This window comes from Subsaxibacter sp. CAU 1640 (assembly GCF_023156585.1).
Classification (GTDB): domain Bacteria; phylum Bacteroidota; class Bacteroidia; order Flavobacteriales; family Flavobacteriaceae; genus JBPOFM01.
This window is the reverse complement of sequence record NZ_JALNMI010000001.1, coordinates 161,096-186,572: the sequence shown is the minus strand read 5'-3', so window position 1 is coordinate 186,572 and position 25,477 is coordinate 161,096. Positions and strand designations below refer to the sequence as shown.

The following is a 25,477-nucleotide window of genomic DNA, read 5'->3' as shown; positions in this document are numbered from 1 at the left end:
TAATCTATTTTGTGATTTCAAAATAATCTACATCGGCATATCCACCTCGTTTGGCTTCTTGAGTACTAATCGAAAATAATCCGACCTTGGCACCAATCCATTTTCCGGGTTGGGCTTTAAACGATTTGCCAATTTTTTTGAAGGTCTTTCCATCTTCAGAATAACTGAATTGACACATCGCATCAGGCGCAACTACTTCCACCTTAAAAAAAGCTGAATTCGATTTTAAACGTTGTGATTCGTTTACTTTTTCTTCAGAACCAGCAATGGCATCAATGGCTTCCGTTTGCTGAATAAAAAAGCCTTTATCATCATGCGAAATGCTTAATGTGGCATAATCAGTACCCATAATGATGAGTCCGGCAGTTTTGCCATTTTTTGCTTCTTCAGGATGTAACGTGATTTTTGTAGATGCTGTAAAATTGGGCGCTGGAAATTTTTGTAGCAAGAGATTTGGCACCATCCAAAGGTTTTTCGAATCTTCTGGAACTTTAATGGAGAACAATCTCAAATAATCATTCCCAGGCAATTTTGCATGCCAGACGACATTTGGATTCGCATTCCATTGCCATTGAAGTCCTATATTGAAACCTTTAAAATCATCAGTTTCTACAGGTGTTTGAATTTGATAGGATTTGCCAATGGAAGGTTTTATATGGGATTTTACTGGTTTGCCGATTCCATTTCCATCCAAGTCCTTACCCATCACAGGCCAATCATTTTTCCAGGTCATCGGTTGCAAATGCACAACACGTCCATAGGCGTCTACATCCTGAAAATGATAAAACCATGATTCACCACTCGGTGTGTCCACCCAGGCACCTTGATGCGGACCATTGATGTTCGTGCTACCTTGCTCCAGAACAACTTTTCGTTCGTAAGGGCCGTAAATGGTTTTCGACCGTAAAACCACTTGCCATCCAGTCGCAACCCCACCTGCTGGTGCAAAAATGTAGTAATAACCATTCCTTTTGTAAAATTTAACACCTTCAATGGTATCATCTTCATCATGACCATCATACACGTGAACTCCTGCATCAAGCACTTTTGTGCCTTCGGGATTCATTTTATTGACGGACAAAAGACTTTTCACGCCAGCACGACTGCCAGCGTAAGCGTGCACCAAATAGGCATTACCATTATCGTCCCAAAGCGGAGAAGGGTCAATCAAACCTTTACCTTCCATCACCAAGACTGGCGCTTCCCAATTGGCCAATGGGTCTTGAGTTTTCACCATATAAATTCCAAAATCTGGGTCGCCCCAATAAATGTAAAATTCGTTGTTGTGATAGCGAATACTCGGTGCCCAAACACCGTTACCGTGTTGAGGAATGTCAAACGTTTCTTTGGGAACAACTAGAGGCAAGGCATAATTGACCAACTTCCAGTTGACCATATCTTTCGAATGTAAAATTGGTAAACCCGGAACGGCATTGAAACTAGAAGCCGTCATATAATAATCATCACCAGCACGAACGACATCTGGGTCTGAATAATCCGCATAAATGATTGGATTTTGGTATGTACCATCGCCATTATCAGCCACCCAAACTTTAGATATGTAAGGTTTGTCTGCTTGTGCCAGTATGGTTGCAGAAATCAATAAAACAACAAATTTTAGGTAAAACTTCATTCAACGTTTATTTGTTCAATTCCAAACTTGCCATGATGAATGGTCCCGTTCCTTTTGGGTCATTCGGACGAATGATTTCACCGATGTAATATTCGTAGGAACCATCTCTGTAAGGTTCGCCGCCCAAACCTGCCACACCACAAACTTGGTTGAGGTTGACGAGTCCGTTGTCTTCTACCGTAATTAATTGATTGATGATACCATCGTATGCTTTGTTTGCATTTTCTAAATATTTTTCGACCAAATAACCTTTACGAACACCTTTTGCCAAAGTATAAGTGAACATTGCTGAACCGGATGCTTCCAGATAATTTCCTTCACGATTGCCTTGGTCCAAGACCTGATACCATAAGCCAGATTCGTGCTGAACTTTCACAATAGCTTCTGCATACTGATTCAAATAGTTGATGATACGCTCACGGCCAGGATGCGTTTCAGGCAAAAAGTCCAACACATCTACCATTGCCATCCCATACCATCCCATACCACGCGACCAAAAATGTTGTGAGTTTCCAGTCTCTTTGTTGGCCCAACGTTGCTCCTTGCTTTCGTCCCAGCCATGATACAGCAAGCCACTTTTTTCATCGCGACTATGCTTCTGGATGAGGTCGAATTGGTGCACAACATCGTTATATACTCTTTGAATTTTAGCATCGTCCTTAAAATATTGCTGTGCGTATCGAATGTGAAAAGGTTCAGCCATGTACAAGCCATCGAGCCACATTTGATAAGGGTAGATTTTCTTGTGCCAATAACCTCCATCTGATGTTTTTGGCTGTGACTCCATTTGGCTGTCTAAAGTCTGCATGGCAAGCAAAAACCGTTCTTCTTTTGTTTTTGGGTACAAATACAACAACACATCACCTGATTTTATCATATCAAGGTTTTGATTGGACAATTTATAGGTTTCGATGGTACCTGTGCTATCAATCAATTCATCGGCGTAGTTGTAAATGTAGTCGTAGTAAATTTGTTTGTTGGTTTCTTCATAGACTTTCGCGCATGCGCTCAAAACCAAACCATTTGTGTAGCTCCACCGTGGTTTTTTGACGAAATCAATCATTGATGCCTTTGGAACACGATGCATTTCGGATAACATCATTCTTTCGGACCATTTCAGGTTTTCAGGAACCACTTTTTCCGTTGATGTACTTTCGTTTTGTTCAGATCTATTTTCTTTTGATTGTTTGCAAGATGCTGTCAATGCCAAGAGAATCAAAAGAATGTATGCGTTTTTTAACCTCATTTGTTTGATGTTTAAAGCGTGTTTGAATTGTCAAGTGTTTGCAATTTGGCGTCCAAATCATTAAAAAAATCTGCTTCTGTTCTGATACCATTTGGCTCTTGTTCCCATGCTCCCAAAAAGTAGTAGGTTAAAGTTTTAGTAGTAGGTCTAAATACCACCAAATGGTCATGCTCGCCTTCTTTTTGTTCAGATAATTCATCCAGTTTATAAAAAACAGCCATACCGAGTTTGTCCGTTTCGCTCACCAATGTTTGTGTTCCATAGGTTGCGATATAAGCCCATTTTTGACCTTCTTTCTTTTGCAATGGAATGTCCTTAAACTTTACAATTCCCGTGCAGAGACCTGCAATTTCTTTTGAAGGATTCAGTTCAGCCTTGGTATATCTATCTTGTGGATAAATGGTCAGCTTACTTTCCAAATCAATGCTGTCATCACCTGTTTTCCAATCTTTATAGGAAATATGAACCGTTGAAGCATCGTCAGAATTCTCAACTTTTGCGAAGGTGTTTTTGACCGAATTGAAGTGCGCAACCGTATCATTCATCAATCGACCATAGCCGCCTATTCCCATAGATTTTCCTGCTTTAAGAATATCCTGTCCCCATGGTGACGGTTCGTGATAGGAGTCGAAACCATCTTGTCCCACGTAAGGCAAAACCATACTGTCGACTTTCTTCCCAAATATGTCAATGGCATTTCTCCAATCGAGATACAAACGATAACCAACCTGACTATTCTCCCAGCCAGGACCTTCGTAACGGATATACCACGAATGGTCCGTATGCTCTTTGGGAACATCAATAGAATTCACATTTTTAAAGGAAGTACCATTTGCAAATTCTTTATGACCTCTTGGGCCATCAACCCATTCGCCACCTTGTGCAATAGAGATTTCAGCATAGGTTTTTGGAGTGGTTTTTTCTGTTGTTTCCGCTGGCGAAGTTTCTTTTTTAGTGTCGTTGCAAGCGTAGAAGCTGACAAGTAGCAGTGCTATAAATCCTAATTTTTTCATGATGATTTTTTAATAGTTTTTTCCGTTGATGGTCGTGTTTTTAAAGATGATAGGTTCTGAATTTTCAACAGACAAATCTGTTTTGGCACCTTTGATGGTGACATTGGTGAGCGTTACGTTTTGAACAGGGCTTTCAGGACGACCTTTAATCAAAACGCCAAATTCACCTCCGTTTTCAACGGTGATATTTTCCAAATGAATGTTCTTAATCGATGGCATAAAGTTGCCTTCTTGGTTGGCATAGGTTCCATAATACGTGTTGATTTTTAGGACAGCTTCTTTCACTTGCCCCACCTGAATGTCGCGTACAAACACATTTTCCACAAAACCACCACGCAATGTATTGGTTTTGATTCTGATGGCACGGTCCAATTCTGGGCTATCCATTTTACAGTTCCGAACATATACGTTTCTTACACCTGCTGAAATTTCACTTCCCATGACTACACCGCCATGGCCATCTTTCATATCACAATTTTCGACCACAATGTTTTCACTTGGAATATTGACAACCCGACCGTCATTGTTACGACCCGATTTAATTGCGATGCAATCATCTCCTGTATCAAATATGCAGTTTTTGATATGAACATTTTTTGCATATTCTGGGTCGCAACCGTCATTGTTTGGCCCATGGCTTTTCACAGTGACACCATCAACCGTCACATTATTTGATTTTATGGGATGAATTACCCAAAAAGGGGCGTTTGTAAATGTTACACCTTGAATCAGAACATTTTCGCACTCAAAAGGTTGTATGAATTGTGGTCTCAATTGATGGCCTTCGCCAAATACACGTTCAGAAACTGGAACGTTGTCATCTGACATTTTCCACAAGCGAGGCAAATTGTGGTCATCTTGCTGTTTTGGTGTGCCATCTACATAACCATAGACATCTTTTCCGCACCATGCCCACCAGTTATCATTACTGGCTTGTCCGTTGAAGGTTCCTTTTCCGGTAACGGCAATATTTTTCTCTTTGTAAGAATAAATCAATGGCGAGTAATTCATCAATTCTTGACCTTCATAAGACGTATGGACCACTGGTAAGTATTCTTTTGCATCTGTTGAAAACAATACTTCAGCACCTTCTTCAAGATGAAGGTTAACATTGCTTTTTATATAAATGGGTCCAGTGAGGAATTTGCCAGAAGGGACAATCACCTTACCTCCACCTACTTTCGAACAGCTGTCGATGGCTTTTTTGAAAGCTTCTGAATTACTTGTAGTTCCGTCAGAAATTGCTCCAAAATCGATAATGTTGAAAGTCTTATCTGGAAAGGTTGGAACGTTAATGTTCCTGATGATATCATCAGCGGCAGCAAATGTGTCTGGTTTTTCAACTGTCTTTTTCTCTGCATTTTTACAACCAAATGCAAATAGTAGCAATATGGTCAAACCAATAGAAATAAGATAGACTGATAAAGGTTGTTTTTTCATAGGGAGAATAATGATCTTTTGTGTTAAAATTAATCAATCAGAATTGAATTTTCGATCTCAAAGGAATAGGTTGCTAATCTGTTTTAGTAAAAAAAGAGGTATGCCAAGAATGCACACCTCTTTTTAGGCTAACTCATGCATTAAAATTCTTTATCTCCAGCGAGGATCACCAATTTGATTATCAATAATTGTTTGATTTGTAACTGTAAAGTCTCCAGAAGCAGGATCTGCAAAGCCTGGGTCTAATGTTAAATACGTTGTTGATGTGTCAAATCTGGCTACTGATGGGTCATACAAGGTAGGTGCATTGAAGTAATTGTTGTTGTCAAAAACAATAGTCTCATCTGTAGAGCTTTGGTCTGAATAAGCTTCAACAGCAGTATCTGTAATTAAATTATTTCTAGAGGTAATTTCATTTGCATTGAATCTAACATAGAAAATTCTTCTGCTGTTACTGTCCGCACAAGCATAAAGTGTACAAGACTCTAAGAGAATGTTTACCGTTGCGCTTCCATTAAGATTTCCAGCCGCATCAACTCTGAAAAAATCTCTACCAGGCATGGGCGCACAATGGTCAAAAGTGCTGTTTGATACTGAAATGTTTAGGGCGTTCGTATTTCGAAAATCGATGAAATCACCTCCATTTGTAATAACATTAGTCACTACACAATTGTTGATTTCTACTGAATTGACTGTAGCACCTGCGACATTTCCAGCCACGAAGGAACGGTCATAGTCGTGGACATTGCATCCTCTTATTAGTAATGAATTAAAATCACCAGCGGCTGAAAATCTTACGACATCTGTTAAACTTGTTGGCAAATCACCTGTCAAGTCTAAATCGATCAAACTCACGTCAGTGGCTCCTGTAACAATTGAAACACTTACCTTCAACATAGGCTTGTCGTAACTATAACGAGCGCGAATGGTTAATGATTTATCCAAAGTAATTGTACCAACTTGAGCGGTGTAATCTCCAGGCTCCAAGATCAGAACATCCCCAGGGCTTGCATTAGTTACTCTTTCAAATATATTATCTGATGGAGTTATCACGGTTCCTGTACTTGGGTCTACTTCTGTTGTAAATGACATTCCACCTCTGACATTACTACCGTTTAATAGTATAGCCGTATAAGTAGTTTCTCCAGAAAGGCCTGTAATGGTTGCCATTCCATCTGCCATTTCTTGAGGCGTAATATCATAAACTATACTTCCTGGTTCTACAGTAATCTGTGTAACCACGCTGTTAGGAACCCATCTCAATGTTGCCTGGTTATACAAAATATCTCCTGGCTGTATTGGTAGGAAGAGTTGCTCTGCAAAAGTCTGTGCGGTAATTGTTGACCAATTGGAATCGGCCAAACCTCTTGAACTAACTGCCTTAACACGGATATAATAAAACGTTTCTGCTGCCAAAAGAATTTGAACTGGAATCTCATTTGAGGACACATTTACTGATTCAACCAAGTTAGAAAAATCTGCATTTTCACTAACTTCAACTACATAATTGTCAACATTGTCATCTGTATTCCAGTGTAATTCCACCGTAGTTTGTGTACGTATAAAGAACTCTAGGCCAACTGGAGCAAATTCCCTACTGATATCTAAATTTTCGATCAATTCATCATCAGTGGTGCAACCCAAAGCGGTTAGCATTAGGAGCGATAAAGTTAGGATTCTTTTAAGAGGAAATTTTATTTTCATAATCATAATAACTTATTATTAAGTTCAATTTTTTTAATAACCGTAATCATTGACTAGTTGGCCGTTACTGGCATCAATAAATACTTGCCAAATAGGCCAGAACTGTCTATTATCTGGATCAACCCCAACTTGAAAAAGGGAATTAATTTGTATATCGGTCAAAGATGTCCAGTCAAAACTCGAATATTCTGGACCTGGGTTAGTGTTCTCATTTCTATTAAGACCATATATATCTAGCGTTTCACCGTCAGCTTCATACTTATAGTACAACGTGGAAGGAACATTGGCATATTCACCCGTTCTGTTGCGAAGATTTGTCATTTTGACTTTAGCTTGTGCTAAATTATCACCTAAAAGATTCCATCTAATTAAGGCTTGTTTACGTTCCATTTCACCTGTAAACTCAAATTCATGTTCTTTCACAATAGCATTAAACATTGCCTGACTGGAAGTTAAGCTGTTGACATAATTATCCACTTTCTCCGCATGAAGGGCAGGTGGAAATGCGCGCATTCTAATTTCCTTTAAATAAGGAGCTGCTGCTCCAGGGCCTTGCAACTCATTTGCCGCTTCTGCTGCAATTAATAATACTTCTGCATAACGCATATAAATTTTATTGATACCATCATCATTAGTTGATGTTACTCTACGAGTCATCCATTCATAACGATATTTTCCAAAATACCATGTATCTAAACCAACAAGTTGTTGCTGTGCAAATTCATTGACAGGATTGCCCCATTCATAAGGAACGCAGGTGACATCTCTTCTTAAGTCTGCTTCATCATAATCATAGAATACAGTTGGTAGCGGCCCTGCAATGCCTCCTCTTGGCTGTGCCGTATGTTGATCAACTCCTCTATGTCTTACAGCAAATGAGAACAAAACTCGTCCACGGCCAGCTGCAAATGGAATTTCCCAAAGGGATTCTCTACCCGCAGCTAAAACTTCTTCATTAAGATTTCTCCATAAAGTTTCAAAAGAAGGTGTAAGTTGTGCAGTCCCACTATTTATAACATCCAAACATTCATTTAGAGCCAGTGTATACATGTTTGCGACTGATAGTTCAGGATCGTTACTCCTTCTAACACCATCAGGATATTGTTGGAATCCACTTGCTACCATTGCTAATCGAGCTCTAAAGCCCTTTACAAAAGCTTTATTCACACGTTCAACAGAAGTGGTGGCTGAAGTTTCATTAGGCCAAGCAACTAAAGTTGAAGCTTCTTCCAAATCAGCTATAATCTGTTTATAAATAATGTCTCTGTTTGTTTTAGGTAAATAAATTGTCTCTGTGCTAATTGGTTCAAAGCGAGCCGGAACATCTCCCCACGCTTTCATAAGATCAGCATAATAAATTGCTCTATAAGTTAAGGCTTCTCCTAATAATTGTCCGAGTGCATTCCCAGGTTCAGGGTTACCATAAGCACGAATTCCGCGAATACATATATTGGCACGTTCAATTCCTGAGTACATCATTGCCCAAGCATTGTTGTCAGTGTTCATTTGAGTATTGGTAGGATCTGCATCATAAGTACATAGCTCACCAGCTGCGTTGCCGGGCTCATCAGAATTGTAATTCCATTCGGCATCAGTATTAAAGCCATAGTATGGAATAAAGCGACCACGGTAGGAATTGGTTTGTCCCATTGGCTCTAGAATCCCATCTACAGCACCGCGAGCAAGATCAGCATTTGAGAATATGACAGGTTCTTCTAAACTAGAAGGGGCAGGAGCATCAAGAAAATCATCTTCTACTTCTTGGCATGAAGCTAAAAGTATTATTGTTAATATTCCTGCAATTATTTTAAAATTTCTCATCTTTTTTAAATATAATTAAATTAGAAACTAAGATTTAATCCAAATACGAGTTGTCTAGCTCTTGGATACGCTGAATAGTCAACACCTGGAGTAAGTGGCGATCTTCTTCTTGTTGAAACTTCCGGATCTGGGCCACTGTAATTGGTCAATACAAAAACATTGTTTGCAGTGAGGTAAAACCTCAATCTTGAAACACCCATTTTCGAAGTAATAGATTCTGGAGTGGTGTAACCCAAAGTAAGCGTATTAAGTCTTAAAAAGGATCCATCTTCTATTGCCCAATCACTTAAAACATAACGATCCATAAATGGTGACCATAATGTAGTGTTTGCATTCAAAGCAGCCAATTGATCAGGGTCTGTTACAAGTTGACCTGAATTGGGATCAAGGTTGGTCCATCTCACACCATCTGCCATTACAGAACTTAAATTACGATAGGTACTGTTTGCGTTAGCAGTTGTAAATTCGATTTTATTGGCGTTGTAAATATCATTTCCAACACTCCAGTTAAATGCAGCAGAGAGATCAAATCCGTAGGCATAGGCGTTCAATACAATACCACCTGTATGTTTTGGATTTGCGTTACCTATAACGGTCCTGTCGTTCACATCAATGATGCCATCACCATTTAAATCTTTCAATTTCATGTTTCCTGGCATTGGTTCCCCGACAACATCTTCGTCACGAACTACACCCTCATTTAGAATATAGCTTTGAGTATCTGAATTATAAGTGAAGTCAGAGATTTCATATCGACCGTCATTTACATATCCATACATCATTCCTAATGTACCACCTTCACTTAATATAAAATCTCCTGGTATTTGTGAAGAAGCCCAATCAGAATAAAAGATAGTTTCATTTAGCCCACCGAGAGAATTTATTCTCTGTTTGTTAAAATTGATGTTGAAAGAAAAATTTAACCCGTAATCGGCATTTTCTATAGCTATAACATTCAATGTTGCTTCTATTCCAGTATTTTGCAATTCGGCAGCATTACGAAATTGACTTTCATATCCTGTTCCTGGAGTTGGGTATAGAAACAATAAATCTGTAGTAAGATTTTTATAAGTCTCGATCGTTCCATTAATACGTCCTCGTAATAAGTCAAAATCAAAACCAAAATTTTGAGTGGTAGTGGTCTCCCATTTGAGATTTGGGTTGGCCAAAATATCAGAAGTTGCCCAATAACTATTAATTCCATTTAAATAGCCTGTGTTATAGGATTGGAATGTCTGTCTTGTTTGACCTGTAAGAATATTATTATTACCTACTTCACCGTAACTAGCTCTCAACTTCAAAGTGTTAATCCATGAAACATCTTTTAAGAAGTTCTCTTCACTGATTTTCCATGCCACAGCCGCTGATGGGAAATATCCCCAGCGGTTATTGCCAAGGAATTTACTGGAACCATCTGCGCGGAATGTACCTGTAACAAGATATCTGTTCTTGTAATCATACTCTAATCGTCCAAAGAAAGATAATAATTTATCATCAGGGCTATTAAAGTTGTCAATAGAAAATGGATCACCTTGAGTAGTCAAATTTACCGAGGTCTCGAAATCAAAATCTGCCGGAAACCCGTGGAGTTCACTTGTGACCCTGTTATCTTTTGTCACAATCATTTCTTCACCTAGAAGCAATTTTAGTGAGTGGTTTTCTCCAAGTATTTTTTTGAAATCGTAATTTAGTGTATTTGCATTTCTGAACGTTTCCCTTTTACGGTCTCTCGTGATAAGACCTGGAAGCCCTTGGTTTTCTACTTCAGGTCTGTTTGATGAATAATAGGTTGAACGACCATAAAATCGATAATCCAAATCATATCTGTTATCAAGACCTAAATCCATTTTATAGGTTAAATCATCAAGAAATTCCCATGAAAAACTACCAAGCATATTGAAGTTTTTTCTGAATTGACGACGCTGATTGTCATCCACTGCGATGAAAGGGTTGGTTAAGTTTCCAAAAATCGCTTCATCTGTATTTGTAGTGGTAACCCCAGGAACCGGAATTGGAGAGTATCCAACGGCATGTTTCAAACGTGAATCTTGAGACGACACTTCATTTTGTTCATTGGCACCTCCACCATTAATTTCAGTATCAGAATAACGCATGGTGAAATTTAAATTCACTCTATCATTTGGTTTAGCTTTTAAGGATAATGACAGATTGTCCCTTTTGAAATTTGAACCTACCATTATTGCCTTTTCATCGTAGTGAGCATAATTGAAATTGAAATTGACCTTTTCTGATCCACCTCTTATAGCTAAATCGCGACTTTGAGTTTTCCCTAAACGACCATATATCTGTTTTTGCCAATTATTGCCTTCCATGCCAATATACTGATCGTAGTCTTGCCATGTTCCGAAATAATCTTCATAAAGATCGGGGTTATTTCTCAATAGTGAATATTCATATTGCCATTTCACGTAGTCTTCAGGCTCTAATACATCGATAAAATTTTGCACTTTTTTAACTCCATAAAACATGTTGAAGTTAACACTAATTTTACCTTCTTTACCACTTTTAGTGGTTATGATCACAACACCGTTGGCACCTCTGGAACCATAGATTGCAGTAGACGAAGCATCTTTCAAAACCGAAATGTTTTCTATATCAGAAGCTGCAATATCGGAAAGATTACTGATAGGAAATCCGTCCACGATAATTAATGGAGAACTGTCTTGAGTTAGGGATGAGCCTCCACGCACCCTAATATTAATTTCAGCGTCTGGAGACCCTTCAGTTGATACAACAGATACTCCAGCTAAACGACCCGTAAGCGCTTCACCCACATTTGATATCGGCTGTTTAGTAAGTGCTGAACCGTCAATAGTTACAACTGACCCTGTCAAATCAGATTTTTTAGTTGTACCATAACCGATAACTACAACCTCGTCTAATGATTCTAAACTAGGTTTAAGATCTACGTTAATAGTTTTACTAGTACCAATATTTACCTCCTGTGTAATGTAACCGACATAGGAAAAAACCAAAATGGCATTAGAAGTAGTTACATTTAATGTATAATTTCCATCAAAATCTGTTACTGCACCATTTGATGTTCCTTTGACCAAAACTGTAACGCCAGGTAAGGGGCCACCAATATCTTCGGCTGTCACAGTTCCTGTGACAGTGGTATTTTGAGCAAATACAACTGAATTATTAAAAGTTAAAAGAAGGAATAATACAATCAATGAGGGCTTAAATAATGAAACCTTCATAGGTTTTCTTTTCTGTGATTTGAAAAACAAATAATCAATTAAATTGTTACACATGAAAACTGTTAGTTAAGTTAATATTTAAATGTAATCGATTGCACAAATTTATTATTATTTTTTAATTACGCAAATTTTTGAATAATATTTTTTGAATATCTAAATATTTCAGCTCAAAAAATAAGGATATTGAAGTTTTATATTAAAAACGAAAATGTTAATTTTTTTATAGACAAGAAAAATGTTCAAATAAAATCTTATGTTTGTGTAATCGATTACAAGAATGTTGTGTTAAATAATAGATCCGCATTGATGAAAAAAACTTTACTTCTACTTGTCTTAACATTATCATTTACATCATTGTTAGCTCAAACATATTATATGGCCTCACCAGAGGGTTTTGGTGCAAATACAACTGGAGGTGGAAATGTTTCTCCTGTAACCGTTTCAAACTACACTGACTTTAAAGCAAACATCCGTTTATCCACTCCGCAAGTGATTTTGGTTTCTGGCACCATAACTATACCTACCGGTCAACCCATAAGTGAAGTGGTAATCAACAAAACTATTATTGGGCTTCCTGGTGCAAGATTGGTAAATAATGACCTTACTCCATCTGGTTCGGGAATTCTCAATTTAAAGAATGGCTCTAACAATGTTATCATCAGAAATTTAATTTTTGAAGGGCCTGGAGCGTATGATGTGGATGGGCGCGATAATCTTACCGCGGACGGATGTACCAATTTATGGGTTGATCATTGTGAATTTCAGGATGGTATTGATGGGAATTTTGACATTAAAAATAATTCGGACAACATTACCGTTTCTTGGTGCAAGTTCACTTATTTAAAGCCTCCTATAACAGGTGGTCCTGGTGGTTCCAATGATCATAGATTTTCCAATCTTATAGGATCCAGCAGCAGCAATGCTCCATCAGATGGGCATTATAGTGTCACTTTTCAAAATTGTTATTGGGCTAGTGGATGTAAAGCGCGAATGCCGCGTGCAAGAAATGCAGAGCTACATATTTTGAACTGCTATTATAATCCTGGCGTTTCTGGTTCAGCGGCTTTAGGCCTTGGCGGAGGAACGAATAACTTAACGTGTTATGTTGAAAAATCACATTTCAATAATGTCACTAACGTTTATCAAAATGCAGGTTCAGATGGTGGTATGGTGTCGCTACAATTTAATGATTGTATAAATAACGTGTCTAATTTGGGATCTGTTTCAGCACCTTCCTATACCTACACATCTTTTCCTGTGACTGATGTTTCAACGGCAGTAACAGATACCTCTTGTGGTGCAGGTGCAACGCTTCAGGTCAGTGCATCTGGTGTTATATCATCGTCTTGCGACAATTTGGGTGTTGATGATTATACAACTACAGGCATAAAATACTATCCTACGGTAATTGAAGATAAGTTAAACATAAAGCTTGTTGAAAGAAATAATAGTAGGGCTGAAATATCAATCTACTCATTAAATGGAAAAAAACTTTACACGAGTTCAGAGAAATTAGATGATGTTTCAGAGATTGATTTCCGTGGATATGAAAGCGGAATTTATTTTTGTAAAGTTGAAGTTGGGTCCAAAGTTGAAATGTTTAAAGTTATTAAAAAGTAATCTCTTGTAAAAATTACTTTTTTTTAAGTTAAAGTAATCGATTGCATATCGATGTAAATATAAATTAACTAATCAATAAATCTTTATAAAATGAAAAAGCTTTCAGTTTTTATCACTTTGACGTTGTTCTTAATTTGTTTTGCACTGCAAGGTCAAACAACTACCAATTATAACTTGGCAGACGGTTCAACGTTCACTAATACTGGTACACAATGGGATCCAGTAACTTCGACAGTTAGTCCTGATGGTAAAGTTAGAACTCAAGCGGCAACTACCCTTTGGCATAGTAACGGTTATGGAGTTTCATTCAAAGAAGGGAATCTTCTAGAGATAGATGTTGATAATACGGATAATACCATTCGTTTTTATGGTTCTGTATACAGTGCAGGGACAATGCATGGAGGAACTACTCCAGGAGGAAGTGAATTGGGGTCCATCGATGTGGATTTAGATTCGCATCCAGGAATGGCTGACCAAACAGGGTACTATGAGTTCAATTATGTTGGGAGCCCAACAACTTTATATTTTACCTTCAACGGTTCGAACGCTTACACTCCAGCTATTGAAGTTACCTCTATGGCAGCGGCAGTGTTAATGACGGATGTCTGGGATTTCGGAGCTGAACAGTTAGATCCTATCTTATATAACAATATGCTATCAGAATCGATTATCAATTCTTGGTATGATATTTCGATTACTCCAGGTTCAAGTGGTGTCAATTTACCATCATTCAGTGCTGGAGATTTAGGTTATGTTACGAATGGAACAAGCGACCGATTAAGATCGACTAACACTAACTTGACAAGATGGGATGAGAACATTGCAAGCTCTACCAATTTTACGGGTAGGGTTTATGTAAATTCTGGAGCCAATACTGGGAGATATTTAACTTTAAATCTTGCCGAAGATGATGAGGTGACGCTCAATACTAGAACCGATGCCGGTGGTGTATTGAATTTCGTATATGTTCCCGATCCTTCTGCCCAAACAGACCAAGTAGCAGTTCCTGCTGCTGAAACCGTTGTGGATTTTGTTGCAAAATCAGCTGGTGAGTACCAGATTTACGATACAACAGGTAAACCGAGTTATTTTAGAGTCTATAGAAAGGCGGCAAACTACATTACTATTACAGGAGCCGTTGACGAATCTCAAGCTCCAGGACTTCCTGGTGGTTATGGCATTCAATTCACCAATGCTGCTGGAAAGGTTGTAACTTCGGTTGTTTCCAGCGGCACATATACGGTAGATTTGCCTGAAGGATATGAATATGAATTGAGTCTTGCAGGAGCAAATGGATATATTATCACAAGTGGAGACACATTGGACGTTGCCGAATCTACAACCACACACGATATTGTTCTTTTACAAGTAGATTTGTACAATTTGAGTGGTAACATTTCAGGATTGCCAGATGTGACTGGTTTGGGGTTAGATTTCACACCAGATCCTGCGGCAGGAAGTATATACACGCCTGTTGTAACCATTGATGAAGCCAATTCTACTTATAGTGTAAATCTGGAAGCCAATATTGAATATACGATATCCGCCATAGGTGTCAATGATTATGAAATTCTTTCGAACACGATCACCATCGGAATGGCTGCGGAAACATCGAATATCAACTTTACATTAAAACCTTTATACAATGTTTCGATTGCGACACCTGATTTGACGGTATCGCAACGATCAGCATTGAGTTTAACTTTTACAAATTTAAATGAAGATGGTTATTCTTATTCTTTTACTGATGTGTCATCTGTAAGTTTAAGAGATGGGGTTTATGAAATTTCGTATGAGGGCCTTGATTTGTATCCAATTGAGTTAGCATTAACCTCAAATCTAGTTGTGTCCTCGGCGCCAACTTCAAAAACTTTAACCTTTAATTCAATTTCAGAATGGCGATTTAATGACAGAGTGATAACAGCAGCAACTGCTTACAAGGGGCTAATATTTACTGGCAATGTCAATGTTAGGGGTGCAAATGGTGATTTGAACGCAGGCAATGGTGCTACCATCGCAATTCCTGTTCAGGTTGGGGACAAAGTGATAATCAAAGATTATTACCAATCCAGTTATTCCGTTGAGGGAGGGCCGACAATTACAAATACATCCAATAGTACTAGTACAAGTGTTACAAGTGAATATATTTATCCAGGAACTTCTGATGGAACTGTGACGATATCAGTTAGTGGAAATTCTTATTTCACGTCGTTCAAGGTGGTTTCAATAGTAGGATATAGTCCAATAGTTACCGTGGGTGTAGATAAAGATTATCAGACAATAAATGGCGCTTTGGACGCTATTTCAAGGATGGAACGTTCAAACGATGAACATGTAATGGTTATGATCGACCCAGGAAATTATGAAGAAATGCTAGTGGTTTCGAACAACAACATTACACTAAAAAATGCTTCAACAAGTCCAAGTATCGGATTATTAAATGCTGGAGTTGATATCGATGCCAATGCGGTGAGAATAACATCTTATTATGGTCAAAAATATAATTTCTTTAGTCAGTCTACCAATAACAAATGGAGCGCTGAAGCATTGGCAGTTAACACTGAAAATGGCTACACAAATTATGTCAATCAAGAAGGAACAGGTGGCGGTTCTTCTTATTGGAATGCTACGGTGGTTATCACGGCTGAAGACATCACTTTTGATAACATCATTCTTGAAAATTCATTCAATCAATACATTTCGTTGAAAGAATCTCAAGATGTCGTTTTGCCTAAAGCTCCGAGTGAGCCTGTTAGACCGACTGATTACGGAAATACAGCAGTTCAAAATAGAGCGGCTGGTTATGTAACGCAGGCAGCAGCCCTTGGCATTGCAGCAAGTGCAGATAGAGTGTTTTTAAACAATTGTAGAGTCATCGGTCGTCAAGATTCTTTTTATGGTGCGTCTGGAGCAAGGTTTGCCGCATATCAAGGTGTAATGATGGGTGCAGTTGATTACATTTTCGGTGGAATGACAGCGGTCTTTTACGAATCAGAATTGATGCTGAACACGAGTGATTCAAGTAGTGACGCGGCTTACATTACTGCAGCTCAACAAACAAGTGGCAGAGGCTTTTTGATGTATCAATGTCACGTAGTTTCCCCAGTTCCTGGTGTTGAGACAGCTTCGGTCAATGGTTCGAAACCAGGATATTTTGGACGTCCTTGGGCACCTAACACAAGTGAGGTTGTTTTCTATAACACCACAATTGATGAATCAACGTATCCAGGTTCAGAAGGACTTTCGTTGATTTCACCAGTAGGATGGACAAGTTCTTTAGGAGGTGAATCTCCAAAGATGTATGAATTTGGCACTATTGAAAATGCACCAGGTGTGGACAATTCTGGTGTTCGTGCGCCTTGGTCAACAGTGTTGTCATCGCCAGTTTTGACTGACGGAACGAACATAACAACATTAAACTTTACTCAAGGGAATGATGGTTGGGATCCATTCGCTTTTTTGGGGATTAATGAAATTGATGGAACTGTTGGAACTTCAGTTAATATCAAAACTTATAATCAAAAATTATTCATTTCGAATGTGACCTCAAAAACCGAAGTGAGAGTATATAGTATGACTGGTGCACTATTGAAAAGTTGCAGCACCTATACGGATATGGAAATGGCTTTACCTCAAGGTTTGTGGATTGTAAAAGCCACTTCTGAAAAAGGTTCTAAAACAGTAAAACTGCTATCCCACTAGGGCTTATTGGCCACTGCACTTTTTTGTTAAAAAAATATGATTTTATAAAAATTTATTAGTATTTTGGTAATCGATTACAATTGTGTAATCGATTAACTAAATACTTTTAAAAAATGAAACAAAAACTACTTTTTATTGTAATGCCATTTTTATTTTGTGTTGTCACTATTAAAGCACAGGATAAGGTGTGGGATTTTGGCAACGACACCGTCAATTGGCCAGAGAATCCAACAGCTTTAACCGAGACTACCACAGTCGATGGATTGACTCAAGTTCCAGAAGGAGGTTCTGGTTTTGGAATAGTCGAAGCTAACAGCGCGACTTGGTTTGCTGGAACAGCAGACGAGTACACTAGCGTAAATCGCTGGAAAGCTGGTGGCAATAGTGGCATTGATCCTTCAGATGGTGTAACATTCTTACCAACGCGACGTTATTTGACCTTTCCAGTAGATGGACCAGTTGCTGTGAAGGTTTGGTTTAGACAAAGTGGTACAAGTACGCCTCGTGATTTATGGGTTACTGACGGTACTTCTGAAGTAACTCACTATGTTGGTTTGGGTGATACAGATCCTCAATATATGGAAGCAGATTATCTAGGTGGAGCAGGAAACCTATATGTTTTATTTGCTGGAAATGCTTACAATTTATACAAACTGGAAATCAGCAGTACTCTTTTAGGTACAAATGATTTGGTTGAGGGTGTTTCAACAAATGTAAAGGCTATCGGAGACACAGTTTATGTTTCGAATGTAAGAAGCAATTCAGAAATAAGCATCTATGCTCTGACAGGTGCATTGGTTAAAACTGTAAATACAAATACTGATACCAGCTTTAGCTTAAACACAGGTTTTTATATTGCTACAATAAAAACAAACGAGGGACAAAAATCAGTAAAATTGTTAGTTCAGTAGAACATAAAATACAGTTGAGTTAATATTTTTAGGTTAAATCCAATTTATGGCGCCTTGAAATTTTTAAGGCGTCTTTTTTTATCTATTATAGTCATTGTACATTGATCTTTATTGAAATAAATAAGGTCTCGATAGTGGTGTAAATTCGGATCAACCTGTCGAAAAAAAAGCCTTCCGTTTATCAGAAGGCTTTTTGTTTTAGTATAGATTCTAAATCAATACTTGACAAACTTTTTAGTTAGAATACCTTTGTGCGTTTGTACTTTCATAAGATAGTGACCTGAACTTAAATTGTCTGTTTCAATTGTTCGAACATTACCTTTGATAGTTTTTATCAAATGGCCAAGCACATCATAAATTAACACAGTTTGTATGTCATCATTGAATTGTATATTTAAAACCTTTGTTACAGGATTTGGATGAATAACTAGTGCAGGATTTGTAGAGTGCTCATCTACTCCTAATGTAAATTGAGTTTTGATGTAATACAAATTCGCGACATTTCCTTTTGTTATGTTATGTGTACCCACTGGCACAGATGGAATGCTCAAAACACCATTGCTAGCCGTATAATTGACTCCATCTAGTTTAATGGTTCCGCTGAATCCTGGATCAAAAACCAATGTTAAAGTCGATTCAGAATTTGTTGTGTAAGCAATATTGGTAGATGATTCTATCTTTAGCCTTGCTGTTAAAGTCAAGCCATCGTAAGTTGTATTCCCAGGAGTAGAATTCATATTGGCTGACGTAAAAGTGTAATAACTACTGTTCAAACCTGAAGCAGTAAAATTATGTATTTCATCACCATTCGGAAGTCCGTTGATAGAAATACTGCCATTTCCAGTTACAGGTGAGCCTGCTGGACCGCTTGTAACAACAGTAAAGTTGACATTTGCTGTTGGTGTTCCGAAAACGGTAACAGATTTAGTGTTTACGTCGATGGTGTAATTGATCCCAGAAGAAGGCAACCCATTCACCGTTGCATTTGTAGCGTCTCCACCCCAAACAAAAATCATATCGCTGATAGCTGTTCCTTCGTCCACCCATTGCTCATTATTGTTTGGTACTGTAAGTGTTTGTGTGCTGCCATTTCCTGACGCATCGCCTTGTATGCAGACCAAACCTGACGTGTAATTATTCAATAGAGCTGCCAACCCAGTGTTCAATGCTGATGAGGTGTCATCGATCGCGTTATTGAAATTCCAATTGATATCACCTCCCGAAACGCGACCAGAATACTGCATCACCTTATCTCTTGCCTCTATTGGTGTATCAATAATCAAAGAATTTATATACAGAGAAGGGTCAGTATCAAAATTATTATAAGTATTACCGCCTTGATAAGAAGAGATGGAATTGCTCACTACTTCATTCCTTGTACTCGCAACATAAGCATCAAATTGAACTGGATAGTTTGCCGCATCGTAAGGAACAAATCGCGTGGCTCCAGTAATATCATTATTATAGGCCTTTATAAAGCCTCCATCTTCACCTGAAAAAGTACCCTGGGCACCATTATAAATGTCGGTTCCTTGCTGTGAGGTCAGCATAGGATATTTGCAGTTCCTAAATAAGTTTCCTTCAACAAATAGAGAAGAACCTTCGGTAGAACCTGAACCATATTTTGCATTTCCGTCAAAGTAATTATTGTAAATATGGGCAGAATAAAAACGAACCCTTGGATGTCTCGAATCTGAATGGTCATACCAGTTGTGATGATAAGTTATATAGAGACCTGTGGTTGTATTTTCACTTAAACCCAATAAATTACTTTTGCCTGTATCCCAAAAGTGATTGTAGGACATTGTCACATAAGTTGAACGTTTACAGTCCAACGCTCCATCGCCTTTTGCTTGGTCGGCATCACCTCCTGGTGCTCCATAAAACATATCGCAATTATGAACCCAAACGTGGTCATTATCTTGCTGTAGCCCCACGTTATCACCTTCGCTTGCATTGGTAAGCATAAAACCTAAATTCCTTACTTCAATGTTGGTACCTCTCTTGATTCTTAATCCCCAACCATTGACAGTGGCATCAGAGCCCACACCTTCAAAAGTGATACTTCCTAAAGGGTTATTCTCATTTTCGATGACAATATCACCATTCAACATATAATTAAGGTCGGTAATGTTACCAATTAAACGTACGGCAAGAGGTCTGTCATCATCACCTCTTTTAAACCCATCTAGAATTGTTTGAAGTCCGACACACGGATTTGAAGTGGCGCCAATGACATTTAGTGATACCGTATTCTTGGAATTTTCGGTAATATAGATCACCACAGCATTTGCCTTTAAGGTCCCGTCAAGATTATAAGCGCCAGGAACGTGGCCGCCTTCGTGGGCAAATCCATTACGGTCGTGAGCCAAAACCGTGATACTGCTCGAAGTTGTGGCAGTGCCTTCTACACCTGCTGTAACCGGAACAACATTAATAGTATATGTTCCAGCTGCAAGCCCTAATACATCGGCACGATAATAACTTCCGTAATTACGGATAAGTTGCGTGTCGATTTGTTGATTGGTAAACCCGTTTCCGGAGTAATAGACATTGTAACTATCAGCACCAGCGACAGGATCCCAAGTTACATAGGCAGATTCAAGCCATCCTACAGATTGCGTGATGGTTACCGTCTGTGCATTCATTTCTATAAATGCAAAAAAGACGAACAAATAAAGTAAAGTTTTTTTCATAAAAACATTAAAGTTAGTTCATACTAAAATAATTATGTAATCGATTGCATATGTATGCGTATTTTTTCAATTATCCAAATTATTTAATCAAATTTTGATAAATTGAGAGAATTTATTCGTTGAAATTAACAGAAATAGCATTTTGGGAGTTTGAAATTTCGTTTTTTGTAAATTATCTTTATATTTATGCAATCGATTACAGAATCTGTTATGAAACAATTTGTGTTAATTTGTTTGATGTGTTTTTCTATCGACTTTGTGTTTTCACAAGAATCGAAAAATGAACCAAAATCTTCCGTTGAAAAGTTTACAATAGACAATTGTGTAAATTCTTTTGATATGGAAGAAACGGTCAAAACTAAAGTTGGCTATCAATATTGGTTTGCTGACAAGGATTTTTTGGATGGTAGAACTTTGAAATTGAGTGTGGTTGCGCCCAAAATGGCCACACACGAACCGCATCGTCATAAAGAGGACGAATTCTTTTTTGTACTCGAGGGTACTGCGGAATTTTTTCTGGATGGTGATACTAGAGTCGCTGGACCTTATACTAGCTTTTATTGTCCGCCGAATTCTTTGCACGGTATTCGTAATGTTGGTGACACAGAATTGAAGTATCTTGTCATTAAAAAGTACAATCAAAATTAAGTTTATGCAGCCAATCAATACAGCATTATGCTCCTTTGGGATGAGCGGACACCTTTTTCACGCACCTTTTATAGATGTCAATCCTAGTTTTAATTTGTATGGCGTTTTGGAACGCAGTAAAAATTTGGCCGAAAAAGCATATCCTAACATCAAAACTTTTCGAAGTCTTGAAGCAATGCTGGAAGATATAAATATCGAATTGGTCATTCTCAATACACCAAACATTACTCATTATGATTTTGCGAAGCAGATTATCAAAGCTGGCAAACATCTTGTGGTTGAAAAACCGTTCACAGCCACAGTCTCTGAAGCAGAAGAATTGATAGCATTGGCAAAGGATAACTATGTTTTGATGTCAGTATATCACAATCGTCGATGGGATAGTGATTTTAAAACCGTTAAGAAAATAGTGGATTCTGGAATCTTGGGTGAGATTGTAGAAGCAGAGTTTCATTATGACCGTTTTGACCCAGGATTGAGTTATAAAGTGCATAAGGAAACACCAACTGAAGCCGTTGGTAGTCTTTATGATTTGGGTTCTCATTTGATTGACCAATCTTTGCAATTGTTTGGTATGCCGAAAGCCGTTTTTGCTCATATGGATACATTTCGGCACAATTCAAAAGTCACAGATTATTTTGATGTAAAACTTTATTATGAACAGCATTTAGTGACATTGAAATCAAGTTATTTTGTGCGTGAAGCTTTACCTGCTTATCAATTGCACGGTAGTAATGGTTCATTTATAAAAACAAAATCCGACATTCAGGAAGGCGAACTTCAAAAGGGAATAAAACCGAATACATCGAATTGGGGTGTAGAGCCTGATTCAGAACAAGGATTATTACATATAATGAAGGATGGCAAATCGCACAAGGATTCCGTTTCTTCAGAAATTGGAGACTATATGGCCTATTATAATGGTATTTATGAAGCGATTCGTCATCAAAAACCTTTACCAGTAACGGCTGAAGAAGGCGCGCAGGTCATCCGAGTGATTGAAGCCGCATTAAAAAGCAATACAGAAAAACAAGTTATAGCTATATGAAATTTTACTTATTTATCCTTACTGCATTGATTTCCTTGCAAGTGCATTCGCAAGTGCACGATAAGTCTTGGCGCGACATTATTTATAAAGGAGATGAAGCCTATTACAAGACTTCTGACGTGAAGCAAATTGCGGATAATGTGCTTTTATATCAACGTGATATTGGTGGTTGGCCAAAGAATATCCAGATGCAAGAGCCATTATCAAACGAGGATAAGCAGAAATTGCGTGAATTAAAGTCGAAGGCTGATGGTGCCACAACAGATAATGGTGCGACGTATCAGGAAATGCTCTTTCTTTCTAAAGTGTATCGCCATTTTCCCGAGGAACGTTACAAGCAAGCGTTCCTTGATGGGCTCAATTACTTGTTGAAAGCACAGTATGATAATGGTGGTTGGCCACAATTTTATCCCTATCCAGAGAATAAGTATTATTCGCATATCACCTATAATGATGATTCTATGGTGAATATTATGAAGGTGCTTCAGGAAATTAAAAACCGTACGGATTATTATTCAATCGCACCTTCCGAAGAAACCATTCAGAAAGCGGAAGTAGCTTTCAATAAAGGTATTGACTGCATCATTAAAACCCAATATGTACAAAACGGTAAACTCACGGCGTGGTGTGCACAGCATGACGAAGTAACATTGCAACCTGCCAAGGCGCGTGCTTATGAGCTTCCTTCTTTGAGCGGCAAGGAGTCTGCCAAGATTGTTTTGTTGTTGATGAGTCTCGACAATCCCTCGCCAGAGGTCATTCGGGCGGTAACTAGTGCCCACGATTGGTTCGAACGTGTGAAAATTACTGGACTCCGTGAAGAACGTGTGTATAACGAAAAAGGTAAGGTCATTGACAAAAAAATGGTTGCTGATGCAGACGCTCCTCCACTTTGGGCACGCTTTATGGAACTGCACAATAACACGCCATTTTTCTGTGACCGCGACGGTATTAAAAAATATAGTCTTGATGAAATTGGAGCTGAACGCCGAAATGGGTATGCTTGGTACACCAACGAACCAAAAGAAGTGCTTAAAAAATTCGACCGCTGGGCAGAGGCACATAACGTAAAAAAAAATGACGATTCACAACAAACAACGCCTGAAGACCCTTTCAACGTAACGGTAGCAGCCGACGGTTCGGGTGATTATCGTACAGTCCAAGAAGCCATCAATAACAGCAAATCTTTTCCGTATGAAAAAATTACTATATTCATCAAGAATGGCATTTATAAGGAGAAAGTGAAAGTACACGAATGGAACACGAACATCACACTTGTAGGAGAAAGTAAAGAGCAAACCATTATCACCTACGATGATTACTTTAACAAGGTTGGGATGGGTCGCAACAGCACCTTTTATACCTATACCTTGCTTGTAGAGGCGGATGATTTCATCGCAAAGAATCTTACCATTGAGAATTCTTCAGGTGATGTTGGGCAGGCAGTTGCATTATCAGTATTCTCCAATCGGGTGGCAATTGTGAACTGTCGTATTTTGGGCAATCAAGATACACTCTACGCTTCGGGTAATGGACGCCAATATTTTAAGGACTGTTATATCGAAGGGACGACCGATTTCATCTTCGGAAGCGCCACAGCATTCTTCGATAATTGCACCATTAATAGTAAAAAGAACTCATATATTACTGCCGCCTCTACCCCGAAGGATACTACCTACGGCTATGTGTTTAAAAATTGTAAGATTACGGCAGATGCTGATGTTAGTAAAGTTTACCTTGGAAGGCCTTGGCGCATTTACGCAAAAACGGTTTTTATCGACTGTGATTTGGGCAACCATATTCTTCCTGAAGGATGGCATAATTGGGATAAACCTGAAGCAGAGCAAACCTCTTTTTATGCAGAATACCAAAACAAAGGAGATGGCTTCCAACCAAAACAACGTGTGCTTTGGTCTTATCAATTGAAAGCTTCAGAAGCAAAACAGTACACACTAGAGACAGTTTTAGGTGAAACCAATAAGTCATCAAAAAAACAATGGTATGAAGGTATTTAAGTTATTGCTACTGCTCGTCTTTTTAGTGGCTTGTAAAGACACTTCCAAAAATGAAGATGACTCTGGAAGAGTTACAAGTATCAATATTCATACGATCGGGGATTCGACAATGGCAAATAAGCCTAATCCTGAAGAAAATCCAGAGCGAGGATGGGCACAGCTATTGCCAGAATTCCTAACCAATAGCGCAACGGTTTTTAACCACGCTGTCAATGGTCGAAGTACACGCAGTTTTATCAATGAAAAACGTTGGGATTCTGTAATGAAACAACTCAAAAAAGGGGATTTTGTGTTTATCCAGTTTGGACACAATGACCAAAAAGTGAACGACCCAAAGCGCTATACGAATCCGCATACTTCGTATCGGAATAACCTCATCAAATTTGTTGAAGAATCGCGCAGTAAAGGTGCTATGCCAGTGCTATTTACGTCTATCGTCCGCCGGAATTTCAACGCAGACGGAACGCTTGTAGATACGCACGGCGTCTATCCGATGGAAGTACGACTCGTAGCACAAGACCTTGATGTTCCGTTGATTGACTTGCAATACCTCACCGAGCAGCTCGAAGAATCCTATGGTGCGGAAGGCTCAAAGACGTTGCATTTGCATTACCTTCCTAATGCCATTCCTTACTATCCAGAAGGAAAAACCGATGACACCCATCTATCTGTGCTTGGAGCGACGGAAGTTGCCAAGCTCGCTGTTGAGGAACTTCGCAAAAAAGTACCATCACTTGGTGATTATTTCAAATAATA

The 25,477-nt window shown here is 38.5% G+C and carries 15 protein-coding genes; 7 read left to right on the top strand and 8 right to left on the bottom strand.

Features of this window, described 5'->3' with window-relative positions:
- Positions 1-4: 4 nt before the first annotated feature.
- The 7 genes from M0G43_RS00690 to M0G43_RS00660 all read right to left on the bottom strand — a co-directional run bounded on the left by M0G43_RS00690 (position 5) and on the right by M0G43_RS00660 (position 12,081).
- Positions 5-1,633, bottom strand: a complete 1,629-nt coding sequence (locus tag M0G43_RS00690) for a glycoside hydrolase 43 family protein (protein WP_248022574.1) — start codon at positions 1,631-1,633, stop codon at positions 5-7.
- A 7-nt stretch (positions 1,634-1,640) separates the two neighbouring features.
- Positions 1,641-2,879, bottom strand: coding sequence for a glycoside hydrolase family 105 protein (locus tag M0G43_RS00685; protein ID WP_248022573.1), 1,239 nt, complete (start codon positions 2,877-2,879; stop codon positions 1,641-1,643).
- Positions 2,880-2,890: 11 nt separating this feature from the next.
- On the bottom strand, positions 2,891-3,892 hold the full coding sequence (locus M0G43_RS00680) for a DUF4861 family protein (protein WP_248022572.1): 1,002 nt from the start codon (positions 3,890-3,892) through the stop codon (positions 2,891-2,893).
- 9 nt (positions 3,893-3,901) lie between these two features.
- Entirely contained in the window at positions 3,902-5,332 is a 1,431-nt protein-coding gene (locus tag M0G43_RS00675) for a glycoside hydrolase family 28 protein (protein WP_248022571.1), read from the bottom strand.
- Positions 5,333-5,482: 150 nt separating this feature from the next.
- Entirely contained in the window at positions 5,483-7,036 is a 1,554-nt protein-coding gene (locus tag M0G43_RS00670; RefSeq protein WP_248022570.1) for a DUF5123 domain-containing protein, read from the bottom strand.
- Between the two features lie 33 nt (positions 7,037-7,069).
- The gene (locus tag M0G43_RS00665) at positions 7,070-8,857 is read right to left on the bottom strand and encodes a RagB/SusD family nutrient uptake outer membrane protein (protein WP_248022569.1); all 1,788 of its coding nucleotides are present in this window, start codon (positions 8,855-8,857) and stop codon (positions 7,070-7,072) included.
- A gap of 20 nt (positions 8,858-8,877) precedes the next feature.
- A complete protein-coding gene (locus tag M0G43_RS00660; RefSeq protein ID WP_248022568.1) occupies positions 8,878-12,081 on the bottom strand; it encodes a SusC/RagA family TonB-linked outer membrane protein in 3,204 nt (1,067 codons plus the stop codon).
- Positions 12,082-12,387: 306 nt separating this feature from the next.
- Here M0G43_RS00660 and M0G43_RS00655 point away from each other — a divergent pair, with 306 nt between their 5' ends.
- From M0G43_RS00655 to M0G43_RS00645, 3 genes are all read left to right on the top strand, one after another.
- Positions 12,388-13,701, top strand: coding sequence for a polysaccharide lyase family 1 protein (locus M0G43_RS00655; RefSeq protein WP_248022567.1), 1,314 nt, complete (start codon positions 12,388-12,390; stop codon positions 13,699-13,701).
- A gap of 90 nt (positions 13,702-13,791) precedes the next feature.
- Positions 13,792-17,403 carry a pectinesterase family protein gene (locus tag M0G43_RS00650; RefSeq protein ID WP_248022566.1) on the top strand — a complete coding sequence of 1,204 codons (3,612 nt, stop codon included), beginning with the start codon at positions 13,792-13,794 and terminating at the stop codon, positions 17,401-17,403.
- Positions 17,404-17,516: 113 nt separating this feature from the next.
- Positions 17,517-18,314, top strand: a complete 798-nt coding sequence (locus M0G43_RS00645) for a T9SS type A sorting domain-containing protein (protein WP_248022565.1) — start codon at positions 17,517-17,519, stop codon at positions 18,312-18,314.
- A gap of 215 nt (positions 18,315-18,529) precedes the next feature.
- Here M0G43_RS00645 and M0G43_RS00640 read toward each other — a convergent pair whose 3' ends face one another.
- On the bottom strand, positions 18,530-21,010 hold the full coding sequence (locus tag M0G43_RS00640; protein WP_248022564.1) for a T9SS type A sorting domain-containing protein: 2,481 nt from the start codon (positions 21,008-21,010) through the stop codon (positions 18,530-18,532).
- 186 nt (positions 21,011-21,196) lie between these two features.
- On the opposite strand from M0G43_RS00640, the gene M0G43_RS00635 reads away from it, so the two are divergent.
- From M0G43_RS00635 to M0G43_RS00620, 4 genes are read left to right on the top strand one after another with little or no spacing between them, the layout of a single operon-like run.
- Positions 21,197-21,658, top strand: coding sequence for a cupin domain-containing protein (locus M0G43_RS00635; protein WP_248022563.1), 462 nt, complete (start codon positions 21,197-21,199; stop codon positions 21,656-21,658).
- Positions 21,659-21,662: 4 nt separating this feature from the next.
- A complete protein-coding gene (locus M0G43_RS00630; protein ID WP_248022562.1) occupies positions 21,663-22,706 on the top strand; it encodes a Gfo/Idh/MocA family oxidoreductase in 1,044 nt (347 codons plus the stop codon).
- On the top strand, positions 22,703-24,721 hold the full coding sequence (gene pelA, locus M0G43_RS00625; protein WP_248022561.1) for a pectate lyase: 2,019 nt from the start codon (positions 22,703-22,705) through the stop codon (positions 24,719-24,721). Before M0G43_RS00630 ends, pelA begins: the two co-directional genes overlap by 4 nt.
- Positions 24,708-25,475: a rhamnogalacturonan acetylesterase gene (locus tag M0G43_RS00620; RefSeq protein WP_248022560.1), complete on the top strand. Its 768-nt coding sequence runs from the start codon at positions 24,708-24,710 to the stop codon at positions 25,473-25,475. The genes pelA and M0G43_RS00620 overlap by 14 nt, the downstream gene beginning before the upstream one ends.
- Positions 25,476-25,477 lie beyond the last annotated feature (2 nt).